This is a genomic window from Streptomyces sp. NPDC048277, from assembly GCF_040652235.1.
Classification (GTDB): Bacteria; Actinomycetota; Actinomycetes; order Streptomycetales; family Streptomycetaceae; genus Streptomyces.
On sequence record NZ_JBEZLQ010000006.1, the window covers coordinates 148,389 to 166,258 of the forward strand.

The 17,870-nt window shown below is 73.5% G+C and carries 14 protein-coding genes, 1 pseudogene and 1 riboswitch; of the genes and pseudogenes, 11 read left to right on the forward strand and 4 right to left on the reverse strand.

Annotation, left to right across the window (positions count from 1 at the left end; genetic code table 11):
• Positions 1 to 219 precede the first annotated feature (219 nt).
• The 6 genes from AB0D85_RS15915 to AB0D85_RS15940 all read left to right on the forward strand — a co-directional run bounded on the left by AB0D85_RS15915 (position 220) and on the right by AB0D85_RS15940 (position 7,893).
• Positions 220 to 3,333, forward strand: coding sequence for a crotonase/enoyl-CoA hydratase family protein (locus AB0D85_RS15915; RefSeq protein WP_362319648.1), 3,114 nt, complete (start codon positions 220 to 222; stop codon positions 3,331 to 3,333).
• Between the two features lie 31 nt (positions 3,334 to 3,364).
• Positions 3,365 to 4,543, forward strand: a complete 1,179-nt coding sequence (locus tag AB0D85_RS15920) for a thiolase family protein (protein ID WP_362319651.1) — start codon at positions 3,365 to 3,367, stop codon at positions 4,541 to 4,543.
• A gap of 14 nt (positions 4,544 to 4,557) precedes the next feature.
• A complete protein-coding gene (locus AB0D85_RS15925; protein ID WP_362319654.1) occupies positions 4,558 to 4,947 on the forward strand; it encodes an OB-fold domain-containing protein in 390 nt (129 codons plus the stop codon).
• 12 nt (positions 4,948 to 4,959) lie between these two features.
• Positions 4,960 to 6,447 (forward strand): aldehyde dehydrogenase family protein, encoded by a 1,488-nt coding sequence (locus AB0D85_RS15930; RefSeq protein ID WP_362319659.1) that lies wholly within the window; start codon positions 4,960 to 4,962, stop codon positions 6,445 to 6,447.
• An 18-nt stretch (positions 6,448 to 6,465) separates the two neighbouring features.
• Entirely contained in the window at positions 6,466 to 7,560 is a 1,095-nt protein-coding gene (locus AB0D85_RS15935) for an NAD(P)-dependent alcohol dehydrogenase (protein WP_362319662.1), read from the forward strand.
• Between the two features lie 66 nt (positions 7,561 to 7,626).
• Complete coding sequence (locus AB0D85_RS15940; protein WP_362319665.1) at positions 7,627 to 7,893, forward strand: hypothetical protein; 267 nt, start codon at positions 7,627 to 7,629, stop codon at positions 7,891 to 7,893.
• Between the two features lie 68 nt (positions 7,894 to 7,961).
• On the opposite strand, the gene AB0D85_RS15945 is transcribed toward AB0D85_RS15940, so the two are convergent.
• Complete coding sequence (locus AB0D85_RS15945) at positions 7,962 to 8,825, reverse strand: hypothetical protein (protein WP_362319668.1); 864 nt, start codon at positions 8,823 to 8,825, stop codon at positions 7,962 to 7,964.
• Positions 8,826 to 8,882: 57 nt separating this feature from the next.
• On the opposite strand from AB0D85_RS15945, the gene AB0D85_RS15950 reads away from it, so the two are divergent.
• The 4 genes from AB0D85_RS15950 (at position 8,883) to AB0D85_RS15965 (ending at position 12,506) form a co-directional block, all read left to right on the forward strand.
• Positions 8,883 to 10,049: an acyl-CoA dehydrogenase family protein gene (locus AB0D85_RS15950; protein WP_362319671.1), complete on the forward strand. Its 1,167-nt coding sequence runs from the start codon at positions 8,883 to 8,885 to the stop codon at positions 10,047 to 10,049.
• 169 nt (positions 10,050 to 10,218) lie between these two features.
• Positions 10,219 to 11,262, forward strand: a complete 1,044-nt coding sequence (locus AB0D85_RS15955; RefSeq protein ID WP_362319674.1) for an enoyl-CoA hydratase/isomerase family protein — start codon at positions 10,219 to 10,221, stop codon at positions 11,260 to 11,262.
• A 67-nt stretch (positions 11,263 to 11,329) separates the two neighbouring features.
• A riboswitch (cobalamin riboswitch) is annotated at positions 11,330 to 11,470 on the forward strand.
• 36 nt (positions 11,471 to 11,506) lie between these two features.
• Positions 11,507 to 11,728, forward strand: coding sequence for a CbtB-domain containing protein (locus AB0D85_RS15960; protein WP_123979506.1), 222 nt, complete (start codon positions 11,507 to 11,509; stop codon positions 11,726 to 11,728).
• A gap of 22 nt (positions 11,729 to 11,750) precedes the next feature.
• On the forward strand, positions 11,751 to 12,506 hold the full coding sequence (locus AB0D85_RS15965; protein WP_362319679.1) for a CbtA family protein: 756 nt from the start codon (positions 11,751 to 11,753) through the stop codon (positions 12,504 to 12,506).
• Positions 12,507 to 12,564: 58 nt separating this feature from the next.
• Here AB0D85_RS15965 and AB0D85_RS15970 read toward each other — a convergent pair whose 3' ends face one another.
• Positions 12,565 to 12,729, reverse strand: coding sequence for a hypothetical protein (locus tag AB0D85_RS15970; protein ID WP_362319682.1), 165 nt, complete (start codon positions 12,727 to 12,729; stop codon positions 12,565 to 12,567).
• Positions 12,730 to 13,011: 282 nt separating this feature from the next.
• On the opposite strand from AB0D85_RS15970, the gene pgm reads away from it, so the two are divergent.
• Positions 13,012 to 14,652, forward strand: coding sequence for a phosphoglucomutase (alpha-D-glucose-1,6-bisphosphate-dependent) (gene pgm, locus AB0D85_RS15975; protein ID WP_362319685.1), 1,641 nt, complete (start codon positions 13,012 to 13,014; stop codon positions 14,650 to 14,652).
• Positions 14,653 to 15,321: 669 nt separating this feature from the next.
• On the opposite strand, the gene AB0D85_RS15980 is transcribed toward pgm, so the two are convergent.
• Positions 15,322 to 17,547 carry a hypothetical protein gene (locus AB0D85_RS15980; RefSeq protein WP_362319688.1) on the reverse strand — a complete coding sequence of 742 codons (2,226 nt, stop codon included), beginning with the start codon at positions 17,545 to 17,547 and terminating at the stop codon, positions 15,322 to 15,324.
• A 29-nt stretch (positions 17,548 to 17,576) separates the two neighbouring features.
• Positions 17,577 to 17,867: pseudogene (locus AB0D85_RS15985) on the reverse strand (alpha/beta hydrolase); the annotation flags it as partial.
• Positions 17,868 to 17,870 lie beyond the last annotated feature (3 nt).

Here is a 17,870-nt window from a genome sequence, read left to right on the forward strand (position 1 = left end):
CGAAACGGACGTGTACAGCGGCCCTTGCCCGGCGTGAGGCTGAGGGCACGGAAACGCGGAGTTCACATGGCCGACACCCGGCCGCCGCAGCTCTCCGACGCGCGCTGGTACGGGCGTTCCCGCCCCGCACCCCAGGCGTGACCCCCTTGTCCTTCGTGGGTCCGCCCTGCCCTGCGTCGGTGCGGCGCGGCGGCGGCCGGCCAGGCCCGGAGGTGAGTGATGACCGAAGCAACGCCCCTGCACGGAGTCCGAGAAGCGGCACCCCTGCACGGAATCCGAGTGGTCGACACCACCGACGGACGCGGCGAGGGAGCCGGCCGCTTCCTGGCCGCCCTCGGCGCCGACGTGATCCTGGTGGAACCACCGGCCGGCGCCCGCGCCCGCCGCAGGGCCCCGCTCCACCGGGGCACCAGTCTCTACTTCGCCGTCCGCAACGCCGGCAAACGCGGTGTCACCCTCGACCCGGCCACCGAGGACGGCCGCCGCGACCTGCTCGCCCTGCTGGACACGGCCGACATCTGGATCGAGTCGCGGCGGCCCGACAGCCCCGGCCTCGACTACGACACCGTGGCGGCCCGCAACCCCCGGCTCGTGCTGGTCACCGTCACCGACTTCGGACTGACCGGCCCGTACGCCGGATACGCGGCCACCGACGCCGTACACGCGGCCCTCAGCGGTCTGCTGTCCCGCTCCGGCCTGCCCGGCCGCCCGCCGCTGCCGCCGCCCGGGTCGCTCGTGACCGAGTCCGCCAACTTCCAGGCGGCCTGGGTGGCCCTGCTGGCCCACTACAACAGCCTCCGCACCGGCCACGGCGACCACATCGACTTCTCCGTGCACGAGGCGGTCGCCCAGATCATCGACCCCGGCTTCGGCATGGGCGGCTCCGCCACCGGCGGCAGGCGGGCCGCCGACTGGCCCCCCGGCCGGCCCTCCGCCGGACACCTGTACCCGATCTTCCGGTGCGCCGACGGGCTCGTCCGCATCTGCGTGCTCGGCGCCCGGCAGTGGCGCGGGCTGCGGGCCTGGCTGGGCGAGCCCGAGGAGTTCGCAGACCCGCGCTACGAGAGCCTCGCCGTCCGCTTCCAGGAGGCCGACCGTATCCAGGCCCGGATCGCCGCCCACTTCAAGGGCCGCACCCGCGACGACCTCGTACGCCAGGGCCAGGAACACGGCGTGCCCATCGCGGCCGTACTGACCCCCGGCGAGGCCCTGCACGCCGGGCACTACCTGGAGCGCGGCGCCCTGGCGGACCTGGAACTCGCGCCCGGGCTCACCGCCCGGGTGCCCACCGGCTTCCTGGAGGCCGACGGCGGCCGCCTCGCCCCGTCCCGCAGGGCTCCGCTGCCCGGCGAGCACAACGCCGAGGTGTTCGGCGAGACCCGTACGGTCCGTGCCCCGGCCCCGACGGCTCCCGGACGCACCCACCCGCTCACCGGCCTCCGTGTCCTCGACCTCGGGGTCATCGTCGCCGGGGCCGAACTGGGCCGGCTGCTCGCCGACCACGGCGCCGACGTCGTCAAGGTGGAGAACCGCGCCTTCCCCGACGGCGGACGCCAGTCCATGACCGGCGAGGTCGTCACCGCGTCGGCCGCCTGGGGCCACCGCAACAAGCGCAGCCTCGGCCTGAACCTGCGCGATCCGAAGGGCGCCGCCCTCTTCAAGCGGCTCGCCGCCGAGGCGGACGTCGTCCTGTCCAACTTCAAGCCCGGCACCCTCGAAGCCCTCGGCCTCGGCCCGGACGTCCTGCTCGGCCTCAACCCCCGCCTGGTCGTCGCCGACAGCAGCGCCTTCGGCGCGAGCGGACCGTGGAGCCGCCGGATGGGCTACGGCCCCCTGGTCCGCGCGTCGACCGGCCTGAGCGACCTGTGGAGGTACCCCGGCGACCCGGACGGCCACAGCGACTCGATCACCATCTACCCCGACCACGTGGTGGGCCGGGTCGGCGCCGCCGCCGTCGTCGCCCAGCTGATCCGGCTGCGCGGCACCGGACGGGGCGGCACGGTCGGCATCGCGCAGGCGGAGATCATCCTGGACGCGCTGGCCGAGCACCTGGTGGGGGAGTGGCTGGACCCGGGCTCCCCGCAGGCGGCTTCGGACGGGGTGTACCCCTGCGCGGGCGACGACCAGTGGTGCGTGATCGGCGTACGGGACGACACGGACCGCGAGCGCCTGCGTGCCGTCGTCGGGGACGAGGACGTCTCCTCCTGGACCGCCGCCCGCACACCCCACGAGGTCACCGAACTCCTCCAGGCGTCCGGGGTCCCGGCCGCCCCGATGCTCCGCGTCCCGGAACTGCTGACCGATCCGCAGCTGAAGGCCCGCGGCTTCTTCACCGAGCTGCGCCAGCCGACCCTCCCCGAACCGTTGCCCAGCGAGGCCCGTCCGGCCCGCTCGCGCCACCTCGCCGACCCGCCGCAGCGCCCCGCGCCGCTGCCCGCCGAGCACACCCGGGAGATCGCCCGCGACCCGCTCGCCCTGGCCGACGAGGACATCGACAAGCTCATCGCCCGAGGGGTGCTCGAGATCCAGGAGGCGACATCCGCCGTGAGTATCCCCGCCGTCCTCGTGGAACGCCACGACCACGTCATGGTGATCACCCTCAACCGGCCCGAGGCCCGCAACGCCGTCAACGCGGCCGTCGCCCTGGGCGTCGGCGAGGCGCTGGAGGAGGCCGACCGGGACCCGGAGATCCGCGCCGTCGTCATCACCGGCGCCGGCGAGAAGGCCTTCTGCGCGGGCGCCGATCTCAAGGCGGTGGCCCGGGGCGAGAACATCATGCCGCCGGAGACGAAGGACTGGGGCTTCGCCGGGTACGTCAGCCATCACATCGGCAAGCCCACCATCGCCGCCGTGCGTGGCTTCGCCCTCGGCGGCGGCACCGAGATCGCGCTGGCCAGCGACCTCGTCGTGGCGGCCGAGGACGCCTCCTTCGGGCTGCCCGAGGTCAGGCGGGGCATCATCGCGGGCGCCGGCGGCGCCTTCCGCCTCGCCGCGCAGCTGCCGCCCAAGGTCGCCATGGAACTGCTGCTGACCGGCGACACCCTGGACGCGCCCACCGCCCGCGCCCTCGGCCTGGTGAACCGGGTCGTGCCCGCCGACCGGGTCCTGACCGAGGCCCTCGCCCTGGCCGACCGTATCGCCGCCAACGCGCCCCTCGCCGTCCAGGCCAGCAAGCGCATCGCCCGGGGCATCACCACCGGACGCGTCGAGTCCGAGCGCACCGCCTGGGAGCTCACACACCAGGAGGGCCGGGCCGTCATGACCTCCAAGGACGCCCAGGACGGCACCCGCGCCTTCGCCGAGAAGCGTGCCCCGGTCTGGCAGGCCCGCTGAAACGCCGTACAAGGAAAGGCAGTTGACCATCGTGAGCACTGCGGAAAGCCCCGCCCGCGGCCCCGTCATCGCCGGCCTGGGCATCACCGACATGGGCAAGGTGTACGGCCGTGGCGCCGCCGACTTCGCGGCCGACGCCGTGCGCCGGGCCGCCGCCGACGCGGGCCTCGCCCCGACCGACCTCGACGGACTGCTCACCAGCAGCGGGGTCACCGGCGGCGTCGGCCTCGCCCTGCAGAGGCAACTCGGCCTGCGGGACCTCAGGCTGCTGTCCGAGATGCAGGCCTACGGCTCCACCGCCGGCGGCATGGTGCAGTACGCGGCGATGGCGGTCCGCGCCGGCATGGCCGAGGCCGTCGCCTGCGTCTTCGCCGACGCGCCGCTGAGGGAGAAGTCCTCGGCGGGCGCCGCCTACGCCGGAGCCCGCGGCCTCGCCGGCTGGGACGGCCTCATGACCGCGGCCGGCCTCGCGGGCGCCAACCCGATGTACGCGATGGCCGCCCGCCGCCACATGGACACCTACGGCACCACCAGCGAGCAACTCGCCCATGTCGCGGTCGCCCAGCGGGCCTGGGCGGCGATGAACCCCCGCGCCCAGTTCCGCGACCCGATCACGGTCGAGGACCACCAGGCGTCCAGGATGATCGCCGAGCCGTTCCATCTGCTCGACTGCTGCCTGGTCAGCAACGGCGGGGTGGCGGTCGTCGTCACGACGGCGGAACGAGCGGCCCACCTGCGCAGGCCGCCGGTCCATGTGCTCGGCTGGGCCCAGTCCCACCCGGGCCTGCCGATGCACCGCGACAGCGACTTCGGCCTAGTCAGCGGTGCCGCCCAGTCCGGCCCGGCGGCGATGAAGATGGCCGGTGTCGCCGTCGACGACGTGGACGTCGCCGAACTCTACGACTGCTACACCTTCACCGCGCTGCTCACCCTGGAGGACTACGGCTTCTGCGCCAAGGGCGAGGGCGGGGCGTTCGCGGCGAGCGGTGCGCTCGCCCCCGGCGGCTCGCTGCCGGTCAACACGGGCGGCGGCCAGCTCTCCTCCTACTACATGTGGGGCATGACCCCGCTCTCCGAGGCGGTCCTCCAGGCCCGCGGCGAAGCGGGCGAACGCCAGGTGCCCCGCCACGACATCGTCCTGGTCAGCGGCAACGGCGGCATCCTCGACCACCACTCGACGCTGGTCCTCAGCCCCCACCCGCACGCCTGAGCCCCGGAGCCACCATGACCGTCCCCGTCGTACACCGCGATCCCGCCACAACCCCCTTCTTCGACGCCACCGCCCGCGGTCACCTGCTCGTCCGCCGCTGCACCGCCTGCGGCGCACACGCCGCCCCGCAGTGCGACGCCTGCCCCCTGTGCCGGCATGCCACGGCGACCTGGGAACCGGCCGCCGGCACCGGAACCGTCGTCTCCTGGACCGTCGTCCACGGCCGGGCACCCGGCGCGGAGCGGACCGCGGCGCTGATCGAACTCACCGAAGGCCCCTGGCTGTACGCGGCCCTGCACGGCCTGCGGCCCGGCGAGCGCCCCTGGTCCGGCATGCCCGTCACCGTCGCCTTCGAACGCCCCGAGGGCGGCGAGGCGGTCCCCGTCTTCCACCCCGCCGCCTGAAGGGAATTCCTCATGACCACCCTCACCGCACCCCTGCCGGTGGACCCCTCCGCCGTCCGTCAGCGCGCACTTCTGGACGCCCAGCGCGCCGCCTTTCTGGCCGAGGGCCCGCCCGCCCTCGACGTACGGCTCGACCGCATCGACCGCTTCCTCGCCTGCGTCCTGGAGCACACCGAGGAACTGTGCGTAGCCCTGGACGCCGACTTCGGCTCCCGCCCGCTCCTGGCGAACCTGGCCAGTGACATCGTCGGGGTCATCCCCGATGTGCAGCTGATCCGGCGGCACCTGGCGGAGTGGATGGCGGACGAGGAGATCCCGGGCTCCGCCGAGGCCGGCACGCCCGCGTTCGTCCAGACCCGCCCCAAGGGGGTCGTCGGCGTGATCGGCCCCTGGAACTTCCCGGTCACGCTTGTCGTCCAGCCCGCGATCGAGGCGCTGGGGGCCGGCAACCGTGTGATGATCAAGTTCTCGGAGGTGGCCGAGCGTACGGCCGAGGTCTTCGCCCGGGCCGTCGCCACCCGGATGGACCCCGAGGAGGTCGTGGTCGTACGCGGCGGGGTCGTCACCGCGTCGGCGTTCTCGGCGCTCCCCTTCGACCACCTCATCTTCACCGGCTCGCCCGGCGTCGGCGCCAAGGTGGCCGAGGCGGCCGGGGCGAACCTGGTCCCGGTGACGCTGGAGCTCGGCGGCAAGAACCCGGTGGTCCTCGGCTCGGACGCGGACCTCGGCCTGGCCGCCGAACGCGTGGCCGCCATGCGGCTGATGAACGGCGGCCAGATCTGCCTCTGCCCGGACTACGTCTTCGTACCCCGCGCCCGTGTCGACGACTTCGTGACGCGCTACGAGCGTTCGGTACGGTCGTACTTCCCGACCTGGCTGGACAACCCGAACGTGGTCTCGATCGTCGACGACCGCAACTTCGACCGGGTCACGGGCCTGATCGCCGACGCCGAGGCGAAGGGCGCCCGGGTCCGGACCGTCGCCCCGCCGGAGGAGGCCGGTGCCCTGCCCCGGCGCGCGGGCCGCCGTATCGCCCCCACCGTGCTGCTGGACGTGACCGAGGACATGGCGATCGCCTCGGAGGAGATCTTCGGCCCGGTCCTGGTGGTGTACCCGTACGACGAGCTCGACGAGGTCATCACCTACGTGGCCGCCCGTCCCAGCCCCCTGGCCGCCTACTTCTTCGGCTCCGACGGACCGGAGTTCCGCCGGTTCGTCGAACGGACCACCTCCGGCGGTGTCACCCGCAACGACCTCGCCGCGCACTGGGGTGTGGAGGGCGCGCCGTCGGGCGGCATCGGACGCAGCGGTATGGGCGCTTACCACGGGAGGACCGGGTTCCGGACCTTCAGCCACCGCCGGACGATCGCGGCCAGTACCACCGGAACGGGGCTGGCCCAGCGGCTGCTGCCCCCGGCGGGCGAGGCGGAGGCGGAGGCGCTGCGCGGCTTCGTCGCCCAAACACTGACCGACCTCCGCGCCCGTATCAACGGCGCCTGAACCGGAGTTGGTGGAACCATGCGCACTCAGGCAGCCGTGTCGTACGGCCCCGACACCGGATTCACCATCGAGGACGTCGAGATCGCGGACCCGCGCCCCGACGAGATCCTCGTCCGCGTCACCGCGGCGGGCATCTGCCACACCGACCTGGTCACGAAGGCCATGATGCCGGCGGGTGTGCCCGCGGTGTACGGCCACGAGGGCGCCGGAATCGTGGAGGCGACGGGCGCCGAGGTCACGGACGTGCGGCCCGGGGACCGGGTCGTCCTCAGCTACAACAGCTGTGGCACGTGCGGCAGTTGCGCCGCAGGCAGCCGGGCGTACTGCGCCCGGTTCGCCGCCCTGAACAACGCGGGCCGCCGCCCGGACGGCAGCGCGGCCCTCAGCCTGGACGGCAGCGACGTGTGGTCCTCGTTCTTCGGCCAGTCGAGCTTCGCCCGGCACGCGATGGCCACCCGCGAGAACGTCGTGGTGGTCGCGGCGGACACCGACCTGGTGACGGCGGCGCCCATGGGCTGCGGCTTCCAGACCGGCGCGGGATCGGTGGTGAACGTCCTGCGCCCCGAACCGGACTCCAGCCTGGTCGTGTTCGGCTGTGGCGGGGTCGGTCTCGCGGCGGTCATGGCGGCCAACGCCCTGGGTACCGGCACGGTGATCGCCGTGGACCTCGCGAAGCAACGGCGTGACCTGGCGGCACAGTTGGGCGCCACCCACACCCTGGACGGCGCCGACGCGGACCTCGTCGAACGGATCAGGGAGCTCACCGGGGGAGGCGCGACCCACGCCTTCGACACCACCGGAGTCCCGGCGGTCGTCCGCAACGCCGCCCTCGCCCTGGGACGGCTGGGATCCCTGGTCGTCGTCGGCCTCGGCGCGGGAGACCTGAACCTCGACACGATGGACCTCATCGGCGGCGGCAAGACGGTCCGGGGCAGCATCGAGGGCGACGCGAACCCGAAGGAACTCGTCCCGCTGCTGCTCTCATGGCAGGCCGAGGGCCGCTTCCCGGCGGAACGGCTCATCACGGCCCTCCCGTTCGAGAGGATCGACGAAGCGGTCGCACGCATGAGAACGGACGTCGTGAAACCGGTCCTCACCTTCGCCACGTCCTGAGAAGCGCGGCCGCGCGGCGGCTGCCGGCCAGATCGGCCGCGCGGGCGGCTTCCGTAGATTGGGCCCATGATCGAGAAGACGACAACCGAACGCTCGGCACCGTCGCACGCGAAGCCCAAGGCCGGGGGCGGGCTGGTGCGTTCGTCCGCGCTGGTCACGGCCGCCACCGCCGCCGGTGGCGCGGGCTGGTTCATCGACCGTGTCTGCGAACGGAGTTCGGCGTCGGGCTACCTCTCGCTGGTCGCGGGCGGGCTGACGATGGTGCTGCTGTTCCTGGTCTTCGGGCGCCTCCTGCGGACGGCGGAGCTGCGCGGTCTGCCAGGGCTGGGATGACGGGGCGGCGGACCCCGACCGACGTCCACGCCGGCCCCTTCGGCCCGGTACCCCGCCAGGCGCGCCACTCAGGCGAAGGTCACCTCGGCCGTGGCGTGCCGGGGTTCGCGGTGTGAGGCGATGTGGAGCCGGGCCCGGTCGTCGGCGGGTGTGCCGGCGGCCAGGAGGTGTTCGCCCGCGAACGCCGGACTGTGCAGGCGGTAGGAGAGCGAGCGCACGGGGCGCTCGGGGGCGTTGCGGCGGGCCAGATCGAGCATGAGCAGCGCCAGCAGCGGGCCGTGCGTGACGAGACCGGGGTACCCCTCCACGTCACGGCAGTACGGGGTGTCGTAGTGGATGCGGTGGGCGTTGGCGGTGAGTGCGCTGAACCGGAACAGCAGCGTCTCGTCCGGCCGCAGACGCAGCTGCCAGGGCTCCTCCGACCGCGGTACGGCGGAGCGGTCGAGCGTGGCCGGCCAGTGCGGGGCGGACCCCTCGCCCGACCGGTAGACGATGTCCTGCTCCTCGACCAGGCAGACGCTGCCGTGCTGCCGGAACTCCTGGCGTTCGGTGACGAACAGCAACTCGCCGCTGCGGCCCCGCTTGGGGGTGACGGCGGCCAGACTGCTGACCCGCTCCGCCGGTTCGCCCAGGCGCAGGGGCGCGACGACCTCGCAGCGGCCGCCGGCGAACATGCGACGGCGTTCGGGGACGGGCGGGAGGAAGCGGGCGTCCCGGAGGTGGCCGTCCGGGCCGAGGGCCCGCCGGGGTGCCCAGTCCAGGAAGTACAGCCACTGCCACAGCGGGGGCAGCCGGTCGCCGGACGCGGCGGCGGGCCCGGGGAGATCCAGTACCGCGGAGAGGGCCGCCGCCGGACCGGGCGGCAACGCGTCCTCGTCCGTCACCGGTCCGGGATGCCATGACTCCACGTGGGAGGCGAGCGAGGCGGGCATGGGCTCCGTCCTTACGGGGAGGTCGAGTCCGTGGATCACCACTGGGACCATGACACCATGAGCACTCTCGACATCCTGTCCGAGGACGAGCAGTTCGTGGTGCGCACGGTGCGTGACTTCGTCGACAAGGCCGTCAGACCGGTGGTCCGGGAGCTGGAGCACGCCGACACCTACCCCGAGGACCTGATCGAGCGGATGAAACGGCTCGGCATCTTCGGCCTCGCGATCCCCGAGGAGTACGGCGGCACCCCCGTCTCCACGCCCTGCTACGTCCTGGTCACCGAGGAACTCGCGCGCGGCTGGATGAGCCTGGCCGGTGCGATGGGCGGCCACACGGTCGTGGCCAAACTGCTGCTGCACTTCGGTACGCAGGAGCAGAAGCGGCGCTACCTGCCGAGGATGGCGACCGGAGCGATCCGGGCGACCATGGCCCTCACCGAACCGGGCGGCGGCTCGGACCTCCAGGCCCTGCGCACCATCGCCCGCCCGGTCGCCGACGGCTACGCGGTGAACGGTACGAAGACCTGGATCACGAACTCCAGGCGATCGGGCCTGATCGCCCTGCTGTGCAAGACGGATCCCGACGCCGACCCCGCGCACCGGGGCATCTCCGTCCTCCTCGTCGAGCACGGGCCGGGCCTGACCGTCTCCCGCGACCTGCCCAAGCTGGGCTACAAGGGCGTGGAGAGCTGCGAGCTGGTCTTCGAGGACTACCGGGCGCCCGCCGACGCCGTCCTCGGCGGTGCCGAGGGCAAGGGCTTCGCACAGATGATGAAGGGCCTGGAGACCGGCCGACTCCAGGTCGCCGCCCGCGCCCTCGGCGTCGGCCGCGCCGCCCTGGAGGACTCCCTCGCCTACGCGCAGCAGCGTGAGTCGTTCGGCAAGCCCATCTGGCAGCACCAGTCCATCGGCAACTACCTCGCCGACATGGCGACTTCGCTCACCGCCGCCCGCCAGCTCACCCTCCACGCCGCCCGCGAGGCCGACGCGGGGCGCCGGGTGGACATGGAGGCCGGCATGGCCAAGCTCTTCGCCTCCGAGACCGCCATGCAGATCGCGCTCAACGCCGTCCGCATCCACGGCGGTTACGGCTACTCCACCGAGTTCGACGTGGAGCGCTACTTCCGCGACGCCCCGCTGATGATCGTCGGCGAGGGCACGAACGAAATCCAACGCAACGTGATCGCCGCGCAGTTGATGAAGCGCGGCGGACTGGAGGCCTGAGGCGGGGGATCAGACGGCGGCCCGCCGGGACGCCCTCCGGCGGGCCGTCGCGCTGCGGGCGGACCGGCCGCGAGAAGATCGTCCGTGACCGATGTGCCCATCAGACCCTGGAAGGAACCGACGAGATCATGCGTGTCACCGTGGCCCGCGACCTGACGGAGGCGTCCCGATGAGCGACGTCCTGCTGCACACGACCGGCCGGGCCGCACACCTCACCCTCAACCGGCCGAAGGCCATCAACGCGCTCTCGCACGCGATGGTGCTGTGCATCGCCGACGCCCTGACGGCCTGGGAGCACGATCCGGCCGTCGAGACCGTGGTCATCACCGGTGCGGGGGAGCGCGGCCTGTGCGCGGGCGGCGACATCCGCGCCGTCCACGACGACGCCCGCGACGGGGACGGCACCGCCTCGGCCGCCTTCTGGTACGACGAGTACCACCTCAACGCCAGGATCGCCCGCTACCCCAAGCCGTACGTCGCGATCATGGACGGCATCGTGATGGGCGGCGGTGTCGGCGTCTCCGCGCACGGCAGCGTCCGCATCACCACCGAGCGGTCACGGATCGCCATGCCGGAGACGGGCATCGGCTTCGTCCCCGACGTCGGCGGCACCCGTCTGCTCGCCCTGGCCCCCGGCGAACTGGGCACCCATCTCGCCCTGACCGGCGCGGGGATCGGCGCCGCCGACGCGCTGCTGTGCGGACTCGCCGACCACTTCATGCCGTCCGCCTCGATCCCGGCGTTCCTCGACGACCTCGCCGAACTGCCCGTACCGGAAGCGCTCGCGCGCCATGCGCGGTCGGCGCCCGACGGGGAGCTGGCCGGCCACCGGGCGTGGATCGACGCCTGCTACCCGGCCGACACGGTCGAGGAGATCGTCCGGCGGCTGTCGGCGCACGGCGACCCGGCCGCGAAGCAGGCGGCGGAGACCCTCCTCACCAGGTCACCGACCTCCCTCAAGGTCACCCTGGAGGCACTGCGCCGCGCCCGGCGACTCGGTTCGCTGGAGCGGGTCCTGGACCAGGAGTACCGCGTCTCCTGCGCGACCCTCGCCACCCCTGACCTGGTGGAGGGCATCCGCGCCCAGGTCGTCGACAAGGACCGCGACCCGCGCTGGTCCCCGGCCACCCTCGCCGAGGTCACCGACGCCGATGTCGACCGCTTCTTCGCCCCGCTCGGCGAGCGCGAACTGGGTCTCGCCCCGCCCGGATGAGGCGGGCCGTCGACCGCCCAGCAGGCAGGAGATGAAGATCACGCCCGGTGACGCGGTCTTGGCCGTGCCCCTGACACGCGGTACGGTCTGTCCGATATCGACGACGGCGAGACGGAAGCCGGTGGGAATCCGGAACGGTCGCGCCACTGTATGCAAGAGCCCCCGGGCGCTTGTGAGTCAGACCCGTGGCCGTCGTCATGTGCACCACCGAGATGGGACGCGAACTCCCAGAGGAGGTCCTGCCATGGCGCAGACCGTCGCTCCGCCGACAGCCAACACCCCCGCCGTTCCCGCCAAGCTGCCGCTGTCCGCGATAGCTCCCTGGGCGGTCTTCTTCGGCATCCTGATGCTCGTCCTGCTCTACTTCGTCGGCGCCGAGCAGGGCGCCACCTCCGTGTTCAACGGCACGGACGTCCACGAATGGGTGCACGACGCCCGCCACCTGCTCGGCTTCCCCTGCCACTGACGCGAGGGACGCCGAACACCTCATGAACTCCGCAACGGTACGGAACCTCCTGGTACGGGGCATGCTCGCCGGCCTGGCCGCCGGCGCGCTCGCCCTGATCGTCGCCTACCTGCTCGGTGAACCGAACGTCGACAAGGCGATCAGTTTCGAGGACGCCCACTCGCACGAGCACGAGATGGCGGTCGTCTCCCGCTCCCTGCAGTCCACCGCGGGCCTGGCCACCGGCGTGCTGGTCTACGGGGTCGCCTTCGGCGGTATCGCCGCCCTCGCCTTCAGCTTCGCCCTCGGCCGTGTCGGGCGCTTCTCGCCGCGGGCGACGGCGCTGCTGCTGTCGGGCTGCGCGCTGCTCGCCGTGTACGTGGTGCCGTTCCTCAAGTACCCGGCCAACCCGCCGTCGGTGGGCGACCCGGACACCATCGGCAAGCGCACCACCCTGTACTTCCTGATGATGCTGCTCAGCGTGCTGCTGGCGGTGGCCGCGACCATCCTCGGCAAGCGGCTCCGGCCGAGACTGGGCACCTGGTGGGCGACCGTGCTCGCGGTGGTCGCGTTCGCCGTCGTGATCGGGCTGGCGTACCAGTTCCTGCCCGCCGTCAACGAGGTGCCGAAGGACTTCCCGGCCACCCTGCTGTGGCGGTTCCGGCTCTCGGCACTGGCCATCCAGCTGACGCTCTGGGGCGGATTCGGGCTGCTCTTCGGCGAGTTGGCCGAGCGCGTGCTCCACCCGAGGCCGGCGAAGGCTCCGGCCGCCGCGCGGACGGTGTCCGCGGCACACTGAACGACACGCGAGGGCCCTTCGGAACCGTCCGGGGGCCTTCTCGCGTGCGCCCGCACGGTCAGCGCTCGGGGGCGTCCGCCTCCGGCCGGGTGGTCGCGAGGTAGGCCCGCACCAGGGCCTGGCCCGTCCGGCAGCGCACGGGACGGCAGTCGGGGCAGTGCCTCACATGGTCCAGGTAGGTGTCGTAGCGGTCCTGGGCGGCGGGCGCGAGGGAGTTCTCCACGGTGCGTCCTCTCGTGAGGGCCCGGGGGCGCGGGAGTTGACTGATGTTCAGTATGTCCCGTCGGCGGCCTTCCGGAACGTCCGCGGCACCCGTTCGTGAGCGGTTCGCACGACCGTCCACCGCGCGCCGCGTGCTCCGCGTATCCTCGGCGGCCCGCTGTGAACCAGCCGTGAACCCGCCGTGTCTTCGGCGTGCGGCCGGTGCCGCACTCGCGTCCGGTGGCGCAGGCAAGGAAAGATGGGCGTCGAGTGATCGATCAACGACTGCGGAGGAAGTGGACTCATGCCGCATGAGCGAGCGGGCCGGCCGGCGGCTCCGGAGGACCTCGTCGACGTGGCCCGGCTGGTCACGGCCTACTACGCGCTGCACCCCGACCCGGCCGACCCGAACCAGCGGGTCGCGTTCGGCACCTCGGGACACCGCGGATCGTCGCTGACGACCGCGTTCAACGAGGACCACATCGCAGCCACCAGCCAGGCCATCTGCGAGTACCGGAGCGGCCAGGGTACCGACGGCCCCCTCTTCCTGGGCGCCGACACCCACGCCCTGTCCGAGCCCGCCAAGGTCACGGCGCTGGAGGTCTTCGCCGCCAACGGCGTGACCGTCCTCGTCGACAGCGCCGACGGCTACACCCCCACCCCCGCCGTCTCGCACGCCATCCTCACCCACAACCGCGGCCGTACGACCGGCCTCGCGGACGGCGTCGTCGTCACGCCCTCGCACAACCCGCCCGCCGACGGCGGCTTCAAGTACAACCCGCCCAGCGGCGGCCCCGCCGCCTCCGACGCCACCTCCTGGATCCAGGACCGCGCCAACCAGATCATCGCGGGCGGGCTGAAGGACGTACAGCGCATCCCGTACGAGCGTGCGCTGGCCGCGCCCACCACCGGCCGGTACGACTTCATGGGCGTCTACGTCGACGACCTGCCCAGCGTCCTCGACCTCGACGCGATCCGCGCGTCCGGGCTGCGCATCGGCGCCGACCCGCTCGGCGGGGCCTCCGTCGCGTACTGGGGCCGCATCGCCGAACGCCATGGGCTCGACCTCACCGTAGTGAACCCCTACACCGACCCCACTTGGCGGTTCATGACGCTGGACTGGGACGGCAAGATCCGCATGGACTGCTCCTCGCCGTACGCGATGGCCTCGCTGATCGAGAAGCGGGACGAGTTCCGGGTCGCCACCGGCAACGACGCCGACGCCGACCGGCACGGCATCGTCACCCGCGACGCCGGCCTGATGAACCCCAACCACTACCTCGCCGTCGCCATCTCCTACCTCTACCGCCACCGCGAGCAGTGGGCGGCGAGTGCCGGCATCGGCAAGACCCTCGTCTCCTCCTCGATGATCGACCGGGTCGCCGCCGACCTCGGCCGCCAACTCGTCGAGGTGCCGGTCGGGTTCAAGTGGTTCGTGGACGGACTGGTCAGCGGTGCCATCGGGTTCGGCGGCGAGGAGTCGGCCGGCGCGTCCTTCCTGCGCCGGGACGGTTCCGTCTGGACGACCGACAAGGACGGCATCCTCCTCGCCCTGCTCGCCTCCGAGATCACGGCCGTGACGGACAAGACCCCGTCCGAGCACTACGCCGACCTGACCGCCCGCTTCGGCGCACCGGCCTACGCCCGTATCGACGCCCCGGCGACCCGCGAGGAGAAGGCCCTCCTCGCCAAGCTCTCCCCGGCCCAGGTCACCGCCGAGACCCTGGCGGGCGAGCCGGTCACCGCCGTCCTCACGGAGGCGCCGGGCAACGGCGCGGCGATCGGCGGCATCAAGGTGACGACGGAGAACGCCTGGTTCGCGGCCCGCCCGTCCGGCACGGAGGACGTGTACAAGATCTACGCCGAGTCCTTCCAGGGCCCCGACCACCTGGCCCGGGTCCAGCAGGAGGCCAAGGCAGTGGTCGACACCGCCCTCGGCGCCTGACCCCCCCCCGCGTCCCGCCCGGCCACACGACCGGGCGCGACGCACTCGCCGCGGCTCGGCCGGACCACCACGTCCGGCGTCCGCCGGGTTGGGTCCGTGCATCCGCCGGGGCGGCTCTGCGTATCCGCCGGGCCGTCTCGTTCGGCATGCGCCGGGTCGGGTCCGTGCGCCCGCCGGGTTGGGCCCGGGGATCCGCCGGGCGTCTCTCTGGCGTCCGCCGGGTTGGGTCCGCGCGTCCGCCAGGTCGGGCTCACGTATCCGCCGGGCCGTCTCGTTCGGCGTCCGCCGGGTCGGGTCCGTGCGCCCGCCGGGTTGGGCCCGGGGATTCGCCCGGTGTCTCTCCGGCCTTCGCCGGGTCGGGTCCTCCGTGCGCCCGCCGGGTTGGGCCCGGGGATTCGCCCGGTGTCTCTCCGGCCTTCGCCGGGTCGGGTCCGCGCCTCCACCAGGTCGGGCTCACGTATCCGCCGGGGTGTCTTCTCTGGCGTCCGCCGGGTTGGGTCCGCGCGTCCGCCAGGGCGGCTGCGCGTATCCGCCGGGCCGTCTCGTTCGGCGTCCGGCAGGTCGAGTCCGTGCGCCCGCCGGGTTGGGCCCGGGGATTCGCCGGGCGTCTCTCCGGCCTCCGCGGGTTCGGGGCCGCGCGTCGCCGGGGCGGGGCCCGTGTCCGTCCGGTCAGGTTGCGAAGGTGCGTTTGCGGGCTTGGGTGTTCGACAGGTCGGCCGCGGCCCGGCGGGCGTTCGTGGCGAGGTGGGGCGAACCCCAGGCGTGCGCGGTGCGTTCGGCCAGGGCGTAGCCCTCGGCCGCCTCCCGGTCCTCGCCCAGGAGCCGGTGCAGGTCGGCCAGGGCGTGTGCGAGGGGGCGGCTCGCATAGGCCGCGCCCGCCGCGCCGGCCAGCTGGTCCTGCAGTGGCAGCAGGTGCCGGACGAGGGCGACCGCGGCCTCGTGATCCCGGTGGAGGACGGCCAGCTGGGCGCGGAAGTCGAGTTCGAGGCCGTAGAGATGGTCCCGGAGCGGTTCCGGCGAGACGGGTACCGCCAGGGCCTCGTCGAGTCTGCCGAGGCGGGCCAGGACGAGGGCCTGGGCCACCGCCACCGGGCCGCCCGCCGACTCGTACACGGCGTGGACCATCGGCTCGATCTCGGCCGCGCGGTCCTGGGCGAGCCGCATGCTGATGAGCCCGAGCGTGCGCAGCCCGGTCGCGTGGTGGGCGCCGACCCGCTGGAGCAGGGTGTCGGCCTCGGCGTAACCGGCCTCCGCCACCTCGAAACGTCCGGTCACCACGGCCAGCATCGCGGACGTCGCGGCGCTGAGCCCCTGCGCCCACACCAGGCGGTAGCGGCGCGCGAGGACCAGGCCCTGCGCGGTGTGCCGGTGCACGGCGGCGGGGTCGTTGCGGGCGGCGGCGGTCATCGCGTCGAGGTGCTCGCAGACCCAGCGGTAGGCGGGCAGGTCGTGGGCGTGGGCGAGTTCGCGCAACTCGGCGGTGAGCGGCGCTCGCGCGGCCGCCCGGGTCTCGTGCGGCAGCAGCCGCGCCGACGTCATCAACGCGGCCGCCATCAGCCGGGGTTCGCTGTCCGTCCGCGCCAGCGCGAGCTGGGCGTCGGCCGCCTCCAGCGCCCGGGGCGCGTCCTCGGCGGCGACCGCGTCGACGAGGACCTGCAGGACACGCGCTCGGGTCGGGCCGTCCAACCCGGGATCGGACGTGAGCCGTTCGAGGCGGTCCAGCGTGGGCCGGTCGTACGGCCCTTCGAGCCGGCTGCGCCAGGGCGCGGGCTCGGTCCACGCCCCGTAGACGGCCGCGACCAGGTCGCCGCGGTCCGCCTGTTCGGCGAGTTCGACCGCCCGCTGCCGGGTACGCCGGGCCGCGTCCGTGGCACCGGTGCGCACCTGCGCGCCCAGCAGCCGTACCAACAGCTCGATCAGCCGGTCCGGTCGGGCGGCTGCGCCCATGGTCGCCGTGTGCGTGTCGATCGTCTGCTGGAGGAGGGTGACGGCGACGTCGTGGGCGTACCGCCGTTCGGCCGCCTCGGCGGCGCGCAGCGCGTAGTCGACGGCGAGCGGGGCGTCGGCGGCGTTCCCGGAGAGGGCGAAGTGGTGGGCCAGGGCGGCGAGTTCGCCGGGGCGGTGCCGGCGAAGCAGGCGGGCGACCCGGGCGTGCAGCCGGGAGCGCCGGACACCGGACAGGTCGGCGTAGACGGTGTCGCGGACCAGGGCGTGCACGAACCGGACGCGGCCGGGCCCGGGTTCGGCGAGCAGGTCGGCGGCGAGTGCGGCGTCGAGTCCCTCCAGCACCTGCTCCTCGTCCGTCTCCGCGGCGTCGACGAGGAGGGAGACCTCGGCCTCCAGGCCCAGCACGGCGGTGAGCTGGACGGCGGACCGTGCGGCGGCGGGCAGCAGGGCGAGGCGCCGCCGCAGCACGTCGCGCACCCCCTGGGGGACCTCGGAGACCGCGACCAGCGCGCCCTCGTCGGCGAGGAGACGGGCGCTCTCCAGGACGTAGAACGGGTTGCCTCCGGTGCGCTCGGCCAGTGCCGTCACGGTCGCGGGATCCACGGGCGTCCCGCAGACGGCCGCGACCAGGGTGGCGGTGTCGTGCGGGGGCAGGCCGCCGAGCGCGATCCGGTGCGGGGCGGCCGGGGCGAGTTGGGCCAGGGTCTTCAGGAGGTGTCCGCCGACCTCGGCGGGGCGGTAACCGGCGACGGTGAGCAGGGGCGCCCCGGTGACGGCGGCCGCCGCCTCGACCAGGGCGAGGGTCTCGGCGTCCGCGCGGTGGAGGTCGTCCAGCAGGACGGCGAGGGGTGTTCCGCAGGCCGCGGTGCGCAGCCAGGCGGCGAAGGCGCGGTGCATCCGGAAGCGGCCGAGCGGCGCTTCGATCCCGTCAACAGACGATAAGCGCACGGCACGACCAGGTGGAAGCTGGGCCGGTCCCGGTGCACGGCCTGCGCGCCCTGGTGGACGGTGCGCGGGTCGCCGGTCGCGTTGACGAGCAGGGCCGGCAGGTCGTCCCGGATCGTCGTCGGCCGCTCGCGCGGCGGGTCCCAGAAGGCGCACGGCCCGATGCCGTTGGTCACCGGCCCGAACAACGGGTCCTGCGCACGGGCCCGTTGGACGTCACGCCAGTACGTCTGCGGATCGCGGGGTGCGGCGACATCACCGCACAGGAAGGACATCTGAACGCTGCCATACTGCGACTTGTCTCCGGTAAGGAAGAAGCGGAGCAG

Coding starts and splice junctions, on each gene's coding strand:
- AB0D85_RS15915 (WP_362319648.1), top strand. CDS start 220: ATGACCGAAGCAACGCCCCTGCACGGAGTCCGAGAAGCGGCACCCCTG.
- AB0D85_RS15925 (WP_362319654.1), top strand. CDS start 4,558: ATGACCGTCCCCGTCGTACACCGCGATCCCGCCACAACCCCCTTCTTC.
- AB0D85_RS15930 (WP_362319659.1), top strand. CDS start 4,960: ATGACCACCCTCACCGCACCCCTGCCGGTGGACCCCTCCGCCGTCCGT.
- AB0D85_RS15935 (WP_362319662.1), top strand. CDS start 6,466: ATGCGCACTCAGGCAGCCGTGTCGTACGGCCCCGACACCGGATTCACC.
- AB0D85_RS15940 (WP_362319665.1), top strand. CDS start 7,627: ATGATCGAGAAGACGACAACCGAACGCTCGGCACCGTCGCACGCGAAG.
- AB0D85_RS15945 (WP_362319668.1), bottom strand. CDS start 8,825: ATGCCCGCCTCGCTCGCCTCCCACGTGGAGTCATGGCATCCCGGACCG.
- AB0D85_RS15950 (WP_362319671.1), top strand. CDS start 8,883: ATGAGCACTCTCGACATCCTGTCCGAGGACGAGCAGTTCGTGGTGCGC.
- AB0D85_RS15955 (WP_362319674.1), top strand. CDS start 10,219: ATGAGCGACGTCCTGCTGCACACGACCGGCCGGGCCGCACACCTCACC.
- AB0D85_RS15960 (WP_123979506.1), top strand. CDS start 11,507: ATGGCGCAGACCGTCGCTCCGCCGACAGCCAACACCCCCGCCGTTCCC.
- AB0D85_RS15965 (WP_362319679.1), top strand. CDS start 11,751: ATGAACTCCGCAACGGTACGGAACCTCCTGGTACGGGGCATGCTCGCC.
- pgm (WP_362319685.1), top strand. CDS start 13,012: ATGCCGCATGAGCGAGCGGGCCGGCCGGCGGCTCCGGAGGACCTCGTC.